This window comes from Turicibacter sp. (assembly GCF_017941855.1).
Taxonomy (GTDB): Bacteria; Bacillota_I; Bacilli_A; order MOL361; family Turicibacteraceae; genus Turicibacter; species Turicibacter sanguinis.
The window spans coordinates 20,411-33,249 of the sequence record NZ_JAGAVR010000099.1 but is presented as its reverse complement, the minus strand read 5'-3'; the positions used below and the strand labels follow the sequence as shown (position 1 = coordinate 33,249).

General features: G+C 34.6%; 13 protein-coding genes and 2 tRNA genes. 13 read left to right on the top strand and 2 right to left on the bottom strand.

Annotation, left to right across the window (positions count from 1 at the left end; translation table 11 throughout):
* Positions 1 to 62 precede the first annotated feature (62 nt).
* From J6D32_RS10430 to ahpC, 3 genes are all read left to right on the top strand, one after another.
* Positions 63 to 138 (top strand) — tRNA-Lys (locus J6D32_RS10430).
* Positions 139 to 147: 9 nt separating this feature from the next.
* Positions 148 to 231, top strand: a tRNA-Leu gene (locus J6D32_RS10425).
* 883 nt (positions 232 to 1,114) lie between these two features.
* On the top strand, positions 1,115 to 1,678 hold the full coding sequence (gene ahpC, locus J6D32_RS10420; RefSeq protein ID WP_006783705.1) for an alkyl hydroperoxide reductase subunit C: 564 nt from the start codon (positions 1,115 to 1,117) through the stop codon (positions 1,676 to 1,678).
* 32 nt (positions 1,679 to 1,710) lie between these two features.
* On the opposite strand, the gene J6D32_RS10415 is transcribed toward ahpC, so the two are convergent.
* The gene (locus tag J6D32_RS10415) at positions 1,711 to 3,432 is read right to left on the bottom strand and encodes an ABC transporter ATP-binding protein (RefSeq protein ID WP_055163966.1); all 1,722 of its coding nucleotides are present in this window, start codon (positions 3,430 to 3,432) and stop codon (positions 1,711 to 1,713) included.
* 234 nt (positions 3,433 to 3,666) lie between these two features.
* Here J6D32_RS10415 and J6D32_RS10410 point away from each other — a divergent pair, with 234 nt between their 5' ends.
* The 6 genes from J6D32_RS10410 to J6D32_RS10385 all read left to right on the top strand — a co-directional run bounded on the left by J6D32_RS10410 (position 3,667) and on the right by J6D32_RS10385 (position 7,797).
* A complete protein-coding gene (locus tag J6D32_RS10410) occupies positions 3,667 to 4,032 on the top strand; it encodes a NusG domain II-containing protein (RefSeq protein WP_006783707.1) in 366 nt (121 codons plus the stop codon).
* A 19-nt stretch (positions 4,033 to 4,051) separates the two neighbouring features.
* Positions 4,052 to 4,885: an energy-coupling factor transporter ATPase gene (locus tag J6D32_RS10405; RefSeq protein ID WP_009607524.1), complete on the top strand. Its 834-nt coding sequence runs from the start codon at positions 4,052 to 4,054 to the stop codon at positions 4,883 to 4,885.
* Positions 4,861 to 5,721, top strand: a complete 861-nt coding sequence (locus tag J6D32_RS10400) for an energy-coupling factor ABC transporter ATP-binding protein (RefSeq protein WP_009607530.1) — start codon at positions 4,861 to 4,863, stop codon at positions 5,719 to 5,721. Before J6D32_RS10405 ends, J6D32_RS10400 begins: the two co-directional genes overlap by 25 nt.
* A gap of 3 nt (positions 5,722 to 5,724) precedes the next feature.
* On the top strand, positions 5,725 to 6,513 hold the full coding sequence (locus J6D32_RS10395) for an energy-coupling factor transporter transmembrane component T family protein (RefSeq protein ID WP_006783710.1): 789 nt from the start codon (positions 5,725 to 5,727) through the stop codon (positions 6,511 to 6,513).
* A 12-nt stretch (positions 6,514 to 6,525) separates the two neighbouring features.
* The gene (gene truA / locus J6D32_RS10390) at positions 6,526 to 7,302 is read left to right on the top strand and encodes a tRNA pseudouridine(38-40) synthase TruA (RefSeq protein WP_006783711.1); all 777 of its coding nucleotides are present in this window, start codon (positions 6,526 to 6,528) and stop codon (positions 7,300 to 7,302) included.
* A 159-nt stretch (positions 7,303 to 7,461) separates the two neighbouring features.
* The gene (locus J6D32_RS10385) at positions 7,462 to 7,797 is read left to right on the top strand and encodes a YolD-like family protein (RefSeq protein WP_006783712.1); all 336 of its coding nucleotides are present in this window, start codon (positions 7,462 to 7,464) and stop codon (positions 7,795 to 7,797) included.
* A 48-nt stretch (positions 7,798 to 7,845) separates the two neighbouring features.
* On the opposite strand, the gene J6D32_RS10380 is transcribed toward J6D32_RS10385, so the two are convergent.
* Positions 7,846 to 8,877 (bottom strand): metal ABC transporter solute-binding protein, Zn/Mn family, encoded by a 1,032-nt coding sequence (locus J6D32_RS10380; protein ID WP_229098570.1) that lies wholly within the window; start codon positions 8,875 to 8,877, stop codon positions 7,846 to 7,848.
* Between the two features lie 129 nt (positions 8,878 to 9,006).
* Between J6D32_RS10380 and tmk the strand changes: the two genes are divergently transcribed.
* The 4 genes from tmk to J6D32_RS10360 all read left to right on the top strand — a co-directional run bounded on the left by tmk (position 9,007) and on the right by J6D32_RS10360 (position 12,827).
* Positions 9,007 to 9,636 (top strand): dTMP kinase, encoded by a 630-nt coding sequence (gene tmk, locus J6D32_RS10375; protein WP_350022481.1) that lies wholly within the window; start codon positions 9,007 to 9,009, stop codon positions 9,634 to 9,636.
* A 29-nt stretch (positions 9,637 to 9,665) separates the two neighbouring features.
* On the top strand, positions 9,666 to 10,658 hold the full coding sequence (holB, locus tag J6D32_RS10370; protein ID WP_287467655.1) for a DNA polymerase III subunit delta': 993 nt from the start codon (positions 9,666 to 9,668) through the stop codon (positions 10,656 to 10,658).
* Positions 10,648 to 11,508, top strand: a complete 861-nt coding sequence (locus J6D32_RS10365; protein WP_006783716.1) for a PSP1 domain-containing protein — start codon at positions 10,648 to 10,650, stop codon at positions 11,506 to 11,508. The genes holB and J6D32_RS10365 overlap by 11 nt, the downstream gene beginning before the upstream one ends.
* A gap of 554 nt (positions 11,509 to 12,062) precedes the next feature.
* Positions 12,063 to 12,827: a tRNA1(Val) (adenine(37)-N6)-methyltransferase gene (locus J6D32_RS10360; protein ID WP_006783717.1), complete on the top strand. Its 765-nt coding sequence runs from the start codon at positions 12,063 to 12,065 to the stop codon at positions 12,825 to 12,827.
* Positions 12,828 to 12,839 lie beyond the last annotated feature (12 nt).

The window sequence follows — 12,839 nt, the reverse complement described above, 5'->3', positions numbered from 1 at the left end:
GAGAGCATCTGCCTTACAAGCAGAGGGTCGGCGGTTCGAGCCCGTCATCCTCCACCATAAAAGTCCTGCTAGCTCAGTTGGTAGAGCATCTGACTTTTAATCAGAGGGTCAGAGGTTCGAGTCCTCTGCAGGACACCATTTATAGATGCGGGTGTGGCGGAATTGGCAGACGCGCTAGATTTAGGCTCTAGTACCTTTGGTGTGCAGGTTCAACTCCTGTCACCCGCACCATATTAATGATTAAAATGATAATTGGTTATCATTTTTTTTGTTTAGAAAATTAAATACTATAGCATATAAAAAAAGACTAGTTTTATTAAGAACTAGTCTTTTTTTATTCTTTTTTAAATAGTTCTGTCGGTTAAAGTATAATCTATTTACAGTGAATGACTTTAAGTGAAATCCTGAGACTCATAAAAGCTATAAATGGATTAACTGTTGAGTGTAGGATAGACTTTATGATGGTGCATAATTTTGACTCTGGTATTTTTTTTGAGTTTTCAAAGTAATACCATATTATATTTTATAAAAAATGTAATAGTTCTTTTCAACAAGAGAGACTTTTAAGACGAATATGGATTGATAAGATATACTTTCTTTAAATATAAAGCTAGTGAGCCTATTTAATTTAAACTCTTTTAAATAATCTTTATTTTTAATATTTAAAAATTTTCTATTACAATATGAATAAAATATCAAAATTTATTCTTTCAATATGGTTTTAATCAATAACATTGTAATAGGATAGGAGAGTTAATCTAACTATGTTAATATATGGAAAGCACATTGTGGTGGAGAGAATGAGCAATGGATTCTAGATAAATATTTTATGTTTATTATTTCTAGTAGTTTGAATAATAAGGTTATTAGGAAAAGACATCGTTATGATGTCTTTTTTATATCAACTAAATTTCTTATTACTGAAAATCAGGAATAAATAAAATTATCCTGAAACTTAATACAGATACGATAACCCCTAATATCTTGGACTGATATATAAATATGATTTTAAAAAATTATTATTATTTTAATCATTATATTTGACTTTTTAAATTGCTTAATATATAATAACAATATCAGTAATTATTACTATAATGAATTTGGAGGGATTACAATGTCATTAATCAATACCCAAGTAGTAGATTTTAAAGTTCAAGCTTATCACAATGGTGAATTCAAAGAAGTAACTAACGAAACAATTAAAGGACAATGGTCTGTATTCTTCTTCTATCCAGCAGATTTCACTTTCGTTTGTCCAACTGAATTAGGAGATTTAGCAGATAACTATTCTAAATTCCAAGAAATGGGATGTGAAGTATATTCTGTATCTACAGATACTCACTTCGTTCATAAAGCATGGGCTGATGCTTCTGAAACAATTGCAAAAATCAAATATCCAATGTTAGCAGATCCAACTGGAACTTTAGCTCGTGGATTTGGTGTTATGATTGAAGAAGAAGGTTTAGCTTTACGTGGAACATTCATCGTTAACCCAGAAGGTCAAATTAAAGCTTATGAAATTCATGATTTAGGAATTGGACGTAATGCTGAAGAATTAGTACGTAAAGTACAAGCAGCTCAATTCGTTGCTGAGCACGGAGATCAAGTATGTCCAGCTAAATGGCAACCAGGAGCTGAAACTTTAACTCCAAGCTTAGACTTAGTAGGAAAACTTTAATAGATAAAAAAGAGAGCATTCGCTCTCTTTTTTTATAAATTTTTGAATTGGGTATTATAGAGTTCAGCATAATATCCTTGTTTATTTAATAGCTCTTCATGTGTTCCTCTTTCTGAGATTCCATTTTTTGAAAGGACTAAGATTTCATCTGCTTCTTTTATAGTGCTTAAACGATGGGCTATTATAATGCTTGTTCGACCTTTTGTTAAATCTTCCAATGCCTCTTGAATTAACATCTCTGTGATATTGTCTAATGCTGATGTCGCTTCATCTAAAATGAGTATTGCAGGATTTTTAAGAAATACTCGTGCAATTGCGATCCTTTGTTTTTGCCCGCCAGAAAGCTTTACTCCACGTTCTCCAACAATAGTATCATATCCATTTTCTAGTGACATGATAAAGTCATGAATACGAGCTTTTTTGGCAGCTATAATTATTTCTTCCTCTGTTGCCTGTGGATTTCCATATAAAATATTATCACGGATATTGCCATAGAAAATATATACTTCTTGCTGAACGTGTCCAATATTTTTTCTTAAAGAGCTTAATTCATAATCTTTTATATTAATATCATCTATTAATATTTCTCCAGATGTTACATCATAAAATCTTGGAATTAGTAGAGAGATAGTTGATTTCCCAACACCTGATTCTCCAACTAAAGCTATTTTTTTACCAGATTCAATATTAATATTAAAATCTGTTAACACATGTTCTTCATTTGCTTCATATTTAAAGTTTACATGGTTAAAAATAATATTTCCCTTTGGATTATTTAAATAAATAGCATTTTCTTTTGACTTAATTTTGGGTTCTAATTGAATAATTTCGTAGAATCTTTCAAATCCTGCCCATCCTGTTTGGAATTGTTGCATAAAATTAATTAAGCGTTGAATTGGTTTAATTAAGAAATTTATGTATAGGAGAAACGCAGTAAAATCTCCAAATGTTAATGTATTATTATAAACGAGGATTCCTCCCATAATTAATAATATGAGATTCAAAATATCTATTAAAAAGGTATTTCCGCTTGAGAAGATTGACATTTGGAATAGTGCATTTTTCCATGAGTTAGCATAGTTTAAATTATTTTCAGTAAATTTATTGTACTCGTAATCTTCATTTGCAAATGATTTTGTTAAACGGATTCCCCCAATACTACTTTCAATTTGTGCATTGATTTCTCCTTGTGTTTTTCGTGTAGCTCTAAATCCTTGCATCATTGCATTCCGTCTCCACATTGAGAAGATGATAATTAAAATGATGATAGGAAATATCGATAAGGTAAATACAGCATTAATATTAAATAATATAATAAAACTTCCTATAATCATGATCAGAGATATAAAGATATCTTCTGGTCCATGATGTGCTAACTCTGTAATATCTCTTAAATCTCCTACTAATCGGGACATAATAACACCGGTTTTATTTTCATCATAATAACTGAAATTCAAGGATTGAAATTTTTTGAATAAATCTTGTCTCATATCAAATTCCATTTTACATCCCATAATATGCCCCCAATAGTTGACGATGTGTGAACATATTAAACGAATAATAAATAATATTAATAAAGTAAGACTTACTATAACCATAGATTGAATTTTTCCATTTGGAATATAATCATCCATAAATATCCCTGTAAAATAAGGATAAACTAAGTCGATACCTGCCATAAGTAGCGCGGCTATCATATCTAGAATAAATAATCCTAAATGATTCCTATAGTAAGAAATAAATTTTTTAAACATTTTTTCACTCCCTTATATGTGATTGTTCTAGTTTATCAAAAAAAAACAACATTTACAAATTATTCCTTTTTGTTATACATTTGTTATCTATCAATATATTTATAACTAGTTATTTTGATAGATTAATACACATATTTTCCTCTTCTTTAGAATGACAAGTAAATAATAAAATTGTTATAATGTTATGTGAATAAGTATTTTTTTACAGATATTAATGACTTGGAGGGTAAGTGGATGAAAAGGTTAGATGTATATATTATAATTGCTGTTTTAATTATTAGTGGTGGACTATTCGCTATGTTTAGTTTACAGCCCCAGGTAGATCAAGAAGTGGTTATTTCTTTAAAAGGATCAGAATATGCACGAGTTCCTATTGATGGTAAGGAACATATTTATGAAATTGAAACAGAGCTAGGTTATAATAAGATAATTGTTAATGCGGAAGGTGTTCATATTGAAGAAGCTGATTGTCCAGATCATGAATGTATTTTATTTGGAACTTTAAGTAAAACAGGACAAAGTATTATTTGTGCACCACATTATCTAGTTATTGAAATAGTAGGAAATGTAGATAGTGGAATTGACGGAGTAGCAATCTAGGATAAGGTGGCGAGATATTTTGGAAAATGCAATGATTAAATTAAGTAATGTAACATTTGGTTATGAAGAGAATCAAACTGTATTAAAAAATTATAATTTATTAATTAATAAAGGTGAATTTGTAACAATTCTTGGTCATAATGGTTCTGGAAAGTCGACTTTATCGAAATTACTCGTTGGGTTAGTTAAAGCTAATGAGGGTGAAATCTATGTGGATAATCAATTGTTAGATGAAGAATCAGTTTATGATATTCGTCAAAAAATAGGGATTGTTTTTCAAAATCCAGACAATCAATTCGTAGGAAGTACTGTACGTGATGATATTGCATTTGGATTAGAGAATAAATGTGTTGAATATGATGAAATGCATCGCCTTGTGAATGAATATGCTGAAAAAGTTGGAATGAAAAACTTTTTAGACCGTGAACCGCATCGCTTAAGTGGAGGAGAAAAACAACGTGTTGCAATTGCGGGTGTTTTAGCTCTTGGAGCTAATGTTATTATTTTAGACGAAGCAACTGCAATGCTTGATCCACAAGGTCGTCAAAATATGATGAGTTTAGTTCGTGAATTGGCTGAAGATCATAATAAGACGATCATTATGATTACGCATCATTTAGATGAAGCTGTGTTTAGTGACCGTATTGTTGTGATGAATGATGGAGAAATTATTTTAGAGGGAACACCAAAAGAAGTGTTTGCAAAGAAAGAGTTATTAGAATCTGTACAATTAGATGTTCCTTTTGCTGTTAAAGCTTCTTATGATTTGAAAGATAAAGGTATTATTGAGGATATTTGTACGAGCGATGAGGAGTTGATGAATAAGTTATGGGCATTAAGTTTGAAAAAGTAAGTCATGTTTATAATTTAAATACGCCAATGGAACAGCGAGCAATTTATGATATTAATATTGATATTCAAGATAATAAGTTTGTCTCAATCATTGGACATACTGGTTCTGGAAAATCAACGCTTATCCAACATATGAATGGTTTGTTAAAACCATCAAGTGGTGTGATTACTGTCGGAAAACAAACGATTAAATCGGATGAGAAAAACAAAAATTTAAAAGCGATTCGTCAGCATGTTGGCTTAGTATTTCAGTTTCCTGAGTATCAGTTATTTGAAGAAACTGTTGAAAAAGATATTATGTTCGGTCCAATGAACTATGGAGTTTCTGAAGAGGAAGCTCGTCAAAGGGCGAAAGAGGTTGCTAAGATTGTTGGGTTGGAAGATAGTATTTTGGAGCAGTCTCCTTTTCATTTGAGTGGAGGACAGATGCGCCGTGTTGCGATAGCTGGAATTTTAGCGATGAATCCTGATATTTTGGTCCTTGATGAGCCCACTGCTGGACTTGACCCTCAAGGACAACATGAGATGATGCAGATTTTTAATGATTTGCATCAGAAGTATGGTAAGACTATTGTGTTAGTTACTCATGATATGAATCTGGTATGTGAGTATGCAGAGCATGTTATTGTGATGCATCGTGGTGAGATGAAGTTACAAGGGTCACCAAAAGAGGTGTTTAAAGAGGTTGAGTTACTTGGAGAGTGCGGGATTACTTTACCGTTAGCGGCGCAGAATTATTATAATTTTGCTTCAAAGCTCGGATTATCTGTTGAGGATTTACCTCTAACAACAGAGGAGTTTGTTTTAAAAATTGAAGATTTAGTAGAGAGGGGCTAGTTTGTGAACGGAATTATTATCGGACAGTATTTACCGGGTCAGTCATTTTGGCACCGACTGGATCCTCGTTCAAAGATTATTGCAACATCTTTATTTGTGATTTCAAGTTTTTTAATTGAGCAATGGTTTTTTATTGGACTTTTAGTTGTGGTTGAGTTAATTGCGATGAAGTTGACGAAGATCCCTTTGGATTATTTTTTTAGAAGTCTGAAGCCAATTTGGTTCTTTGTGATTTTGACGTTTTTCTTACAGGTTCTATTTAATAAGCAAGGAAATTTACTTTTTAGTCTGGGGCCTATCGGCATTTATGATGAAGGGCTTAATCTTGGTTTCTTTATGAGTATCCGACTTATTATTGTTGTGCTTATTTCTACTTTGTTGACACTTACGACTAAACCATCTGATTTGACGTTGGCGCTTGAGTCTTTATTCAAGCCATTTAAGAAGGTGGGGTTGCCGGTATCGGAGTTGGCGTTGATGATTTCGATTGCGCTTCGATTTATTCCAACATTATTCGAGGAGACGCAGAAGATTTTAAAGGCGCAGGCTTCTCGTGGTGTAGATATTAAGGAAGGTAAGTTCAAGGATAAGGTCATGCAGTTGATTTCTTTATTGGTGCCATTGTTTATTTTGTCGTTTAAACGCGCGGATGAGTTGGCGAATGCGATGGAGGTTCGTGGTTATGTTCCAGGACGTCCTAAGACGAGTATTAATCGTTTGTGCTGGCATGTGGCAGATACGGGATTAATTGTTGTTTGTTTAGTTATTTTTGTTGGTGCAATTGTGTTCTAAAGGTGGGTCATTATGAAAAGAATTAAATGTACGGTTGCTTATGATGGTACTTTGTTTAATGGGTATCAACGTCAACCGGGTCAAAGAACGGTACAGGGTGAAATTGAGGCAGCTTTAGAGAAGATTAGTAAGCAACCGGTTACGATTCATAGTTCGGGACGCACGGATACGGGTGTGCATGCATACGGTCAAGTTTTCCATTTTGATAGTGTGGTGAATATGGATGGTAGTCGATATGTTCGGGCATTGAATTCGATCTTACCTGAAGATATTTATATTATTGATAGTCAGGAGGTTCATCCTGAGTTTCATTCTCGTTATCATGGAAAGGTTAAGGAGTATCGTTATCGATTGTCTTTAAATGAGTATAATCCAATGAAGCGTAATTATGTTTATTATCACCGCTTTTCACTTGATGTGGAAAAGATGAGAGAGGCAATGACGTATTTGCTTGGGACTCATAATTTTACGTCATTCTGTGGTAATTTAGATGATATTGATAAGGTGAGAACGATTTACCAGGCAGATCTCATTGATGAGGATGGCGAGTTAACGTTTATTTTCGTTGGGAATGGATTTTTACGTTATATGATTCGTATTATGGTCGGTACGTTGATTCAAATCGGAGAAGGTAAGAAAAAACCCGAAGATATTAAGACAATTATCGAGGCCAAAAATCGAAAATTGGCAGGTCATACTGCTAAGCCGCAAGGGTTGTATCTGCAACGAGTTGATTATCCAGAAGAGATGTTGAAACCTTTGACGGATTATGTAGATAATGAAAAATAATTGTAAAAATAAGGTGTTCATAACCTAGGTGAGGAAAAAAATGAAAGGTTAATTATAATGAGAATGTTTGTTTATCAAACAGTTTATGTTATAATTTAAATAGATAGGGTGATATAAGGGAAGCAACGAGTTATTTGTTGAATTATACAGGAGGCAAATATGGCACTAAAATTCATAAATAAATTATTTAGTCGACAGGAGCAGTCGACGCAAAGCATGATTCAACCTAATGACGCTTTAAATCTTGATGACCTTTCAAAATATACACAGGTTATTGCAACTAAAGAAACATTAGGATATAAAGGATTAAGACGTGCGTTTGATGAGAAGTTACCAGTTGAATTAACGGTAACGGATGAAAATGGTGATAGCTTTGTTGTATCAGGAACGATTTCTCATTATGATGAGCATTATGAGCAATTATTAGTTATCACGGATTCAACTTTAAAGCGTGTTGTATTTAATCAAATTACTGATGTTAAAATCAATGGATAATTTTTAGATATTAGAAAAGAAGTAGGATGTTGGGTCCTACTTCTTTTTTTATTCGTAGAGTTCGAGTTCTAGATTTTTGATGTTTTGGTACATGAGAGAGAAGTAGTCGTCTCCGTTGTTTATTTGGTCGTAGGTGAGTGTTGCAAGATTGTAGAGCGTAGCAGTTTTTAGGTGGAGTTCGCTTTGGAGTTGTTTGGCTTTATAGTTTGTTATGTTTTCTTCAAAGTATAGGTAGGAGAGGTTTAGGTCTGATACGAGTCGTTGTACAGTTTCTAATTCTTGTTGTGGGAGTGGGCTTTCATACATATCGGTGATTGGAATTTGAATGAGTCCATATCCAGCCCATGTTGAGTAGGCAGCATGTGTAACGAGGAAGTAATGATTCGGAGCAGTGCTCAGGGATAGAAAGGCGTTGTTGAGGTCGAGAAGTTTTTCTTTTAGTTCTTCGAAGTTCTTGTCAAAGGTTGGTTTGTACTCTGGAAGTAGTTTGATAAGTTCGTCACGGATGATTTCACACATCATGATGGCGTAGCTAGGATGTAGCCATAGATGATTATAAGGACTTTCGTACATGGTGGTGATGTCATTGGTTTGGCTACGACTGTCTGGAAGGTGATAGTCTGAAATAATGGTGTTTAGATTGTCATCTTTTCGAGCGGGTGATTCTGTTGTTGAGAGAGTGCCACTGATGAGGGTTTGGGCTTCCCCAATTTCAGGAGCTGTTTGTTGTTTTATGAGGCTGATGATTTCAATGTAATTTAAGTTCTTTTCTTGGAATTGTAATGAAATGTCCCCGATATATGGTTCAAGTGTGTCATCGATATAGAGGAATAGTTGTGAGGATAGGATTTGGTTGGTAACGTTGTCGTTTAGCTGGTAGTTGTGGATATCACTTTCAGGGGTTAAGATTGAGTTGACGTTGACGTATTGTCCGCCTATTTTTTCGGTGAAGTAGGTAAGTGGGTAGACGGTTGTTAGGATGTTGAGTTGTTTTTGGGTGTGGTTTTCTGTACTTGGTTTTTGATTGCCACAGGAAACAAGTAGGAAACAGGTGAGAAATAGTAGTATGTTTTTTTTCATCATGATAACTCCTTTGGTGTCTGATGTTTTTATTTTTTACGTTAAACGGGGAATAATTCCATCTATCAAAAAGTTTTTATTTATGAGATAATGGGATTTGAAATTTATTTAGCTAAAGGAGTTATGATGATGAGCGGATTCTTTATTACATTAGAAGGCGGAGAAGGGGCCGGAAAGACAACTATTGCAAATGAATTAATCCAAAAGTTATCAGAGCTTGGGATTGAGACTCTGTATACACGTGAACCTGGTGGGATTAAAATTGCGGAACAAATTCGTGAGGTTATTTTAGATCGTGAGAATACAGAGATGGATAGTCGTACTGAGGCTTTACTTTACGCTGCTGCGCGTCGTCAACATTTAGTTGAAAAGGTTAAACCGGCTATGGATGCAGGGAAGATTGTGTTATGTGATCGCTTTGTAGATAGTTCGATTGTATATCAAGGTTATGCTCGTGGAATTGGGATGGATGAAGTACGCGAGATTAATCAGTTTGCGATTGAAGGGTTTATGCCCGATATGACGATTTTTTTTGATATTAAGCCAGAGGATGGACTAGCGCGTATTGCTGCTAATAGTGGTCGTGAGGTTAATCGTTTGGATTTAGAAGGGCTTGAGTTTCATCAGTTAGTGTATGAAGGGTATAAAATTCAAGCTAATTTGTTTAGTGAACGTATTGTAACGGTTGATGCAACGCAATCAATCGAAGCGGTGACAAATGAAATTTGTCAGTTAATTTTAGAGAAGTTAGGTAAATAATAAAGGATTGATGAAAGGTGGTGATGGATGTGAAAGGTTGGGAGACAATTAAGGATCGCCAGCAAGAGGTGGTGCGCTTTTTAATCAATAGTTATCAAAAAAATAGACTGGTGCATGCGTACATTTTAGAGGGACCTAAAGGTGTTGGAAAGTTGTTTGTTGCGAAGAATTTTGCTAAAATGTTATTATGCGAGTCGGATGATAGGATTTGTGGTACGTGCCGTCATTGTCAGATGATTGAGTCTGATGGGCATGTGAATGTTTATATGATTCGACCGGATGGAAATAGTATTAAGAAAGAGCAGATTCAAGAGCTTCAGTCGGAGTTTTCAAAGATGGCAGCGGAGGATTGTGCAAAGGTTTATATTATTGAGGATGCTGATAAGATGTCTGTGAGTGCGGCAAATAGTTTGCTTAAGTTTTTAGAGGAGCCGAAGGCGAATACTTATGCGATTATGTTGACGCAGAACAAGCAGAAGTTGCTTCCGACGATTCGTTCACGGTCTGTCATTCTTTCATTTAAGTCTTTATCGAATGAATCTTTAATACAGCAATATGTTGAAGCGGGAGTGTCGCAACATGCTCCGATTATTTCGGCTTTGACTCAAAATATAGATGAAGGTATCGAGTTAGCAGAGTCAGCGCATTTTAATTCGTTGATTGAGCTTGTTTTGAAAGTTGAGGATTGTTTCGTAAAGACGAATTTTGATCCCTCAATTGTGCTAGCTAGGCATCAAGATTTAGTTAAAGAGAAGGATGCTCAGTTTTTATTTTTGAAGCTTTATATGATTTATTATGAGGATGTCTTGAAATTAAAGGTGGGTAAGACAAAGGATTTGCGTTATCGTATGTATACGGCGCCACTTTCGAGTAGTGAAGAAGCTAATTCGCTTGCAATTTGTTTGAAGAAGCTACGAGCCTTGATGGATGCAGAAAAGCATTTGATGGCTAACGCAAATGTGTTGCTTTGTTTTGATCAACTATTTTTAGAAATGAAGGGAGGATTTATTGATGCAATATGAAGTAGTAGGGGTACAGTTTAAGCAAGTTGGAAAAAAATATTTCTTTGATCCAAACGGTTTTGAGTTAAAGAAAGGTGATTATGTTTTAGTTGAGACGATTCGTGGAATGGAGTTTGGTACGGTTGTGATCGGTCCTAAGTTTGTGAATGAAGAGGATGTTTTTTTACCGTTAAAACCTGTTATGCGAATTGCAACGGACGAGGATATTGAAAAGCATCGTAAAAATAAGGCTGATGAAGTTGAGGCTTTAGCTAGTTGTGAGCAGTTAATTATTAAGAATAAATTAGATATGCAACTTTTAGGTTGTGAGTATACGTTTGATCGTACGAAGTTAATTTTCTATTTTACAGCTGAGGGACGAGTTGACTTTAGACAGTTAGTTAAGGATTTAGCTTATACGTTCCGTTTACGCATTGAGTTACGCCAAATTGGGGTTCGTGATGCTGCCAAGATGATTGGTGGTCTTGGACCTTGTGGGCGTGTGTTATGTTGTACCTCATTCCTTGGGGAGTTTGCAACGGTAACGATCAAGATGGCAAAGAATCAGCAGTTATCATTAAATCCATCTAAGATTTCAGGGATTTGTGGTAAATTATTATGCTGTTTAAAATATGAAAATGAAACATATGTTGAATTAATGCAACGATTACCTGACGTTGGAAATCGTGTGTTAACCGAATTCGGAGAAGGACGCGTTCGTTCAATCAACATGATTTCAGAAACATTACTCGTTGATTACAAAGATACAACACGTAAACACGAAGCATCTGAAATCATCAAAATTCTAGATCGAAAAGTCAAAAAAGAAGAAATCCCATTCGACCCAGAACTAAAAGAACTGATGGACTAGGATGTTGAGTCAAGCGGTTAATGATCCTCAAAAATGCAAGTACCAGCGACTTAGTTTCTCAAAGAGAAATGGTCGGTGTGTCCGATTTTTGAAGGTCATTGCTTGACGAAACTCGACTGGACTAAAGAAAAAGCTGAACCGGACGGTTAATCTCGCGTAAAAGTGAACCATCACCCGAATCATCGCTTTTTGATGATGAAGAGTGAGGGGAACTTTATAGTGAGATTGTTCGGTAAAGCTAGATTGGACTAAAAGGCTGAACCGAACGGTTAATCTCGCGTAACTCTAAAGGATAACTTTTTACTAAGCTTCGTTATATTCAGCTAGTAAGCGTAAAAGTTCCCTAGAGATTGGTGAAGATCATCTAATTCTCAATTGGTAGATTGTTTCCTGATGCGGTAAATAGAGATTTTTAGTTTGGCGTTAATTTTTATAAATTGTGGATAATATTTGGATATTGTTTTTTTATAATCTTATGATGTAATTTTTAGGACTCGCTTGGTGTTCATGTTAGGTGGCATTTAGCGAGTTTAAGTTTGTAGGTGGTGAATTTCATGCAGAAATTTTTAAAGGAGAACGAGGTTTTAAATGATTTATTAGGTTATGATGGATTGAAGATTATTCAAAATCCAGAGATGTTTAATTTTTCACTTGATTCAACGTTGCTTGGTGATTATCCGACGATTAATAAGGGTGTAAAGTCGATTGTGGATTTATGTACGGGTAATGCGCCGGTTCCGTTATTTTTATCGCTTCGTTCTAAGGCACATATTACAGGTGTTGAGATTCAGGATATGTCTTATGATTTGGCGACTCGTAATGTGGCGGTGAATGGTCTTGAGGATCGTATTACGATTGTGAAGGGTGATTTAAAAGGAATTCATGAGCAGCTTGGAAAGTATGCTCATGATGTGGTCACTTGTAATCCTCCTTATTTTAAGGTAAATCCAGATAGTAATTTGAATAAGAATGATTATTTAACCATTGCACGTCATGAGGTTTTAGCGACACTTGATGATGTGGTGAAGGAAGCTTCATTATTATTAAAGCATGGTGGACGTTTTGCAATGGTTCATCGCCCAGATCGTTTAGTCGATATTATTGAAACGTTTAGAAAGTATAAGATTGAGCCTAAGCGTATGCGATTAGTTTATCCACGTATTAATCGTGAGGCAAATGTGTTATTAATTGAAGGAATCAAGGGTGGTAATCCTGGAAATCTACGTATTGATCAACCGTTGTTTGTTTATGAGAATGAAACAAGTTTAAATTATAGCCAAGAAATTTTAGATTTATTTATGTTAGGAAAAAAGGAATAGAGTCCTTAGGTT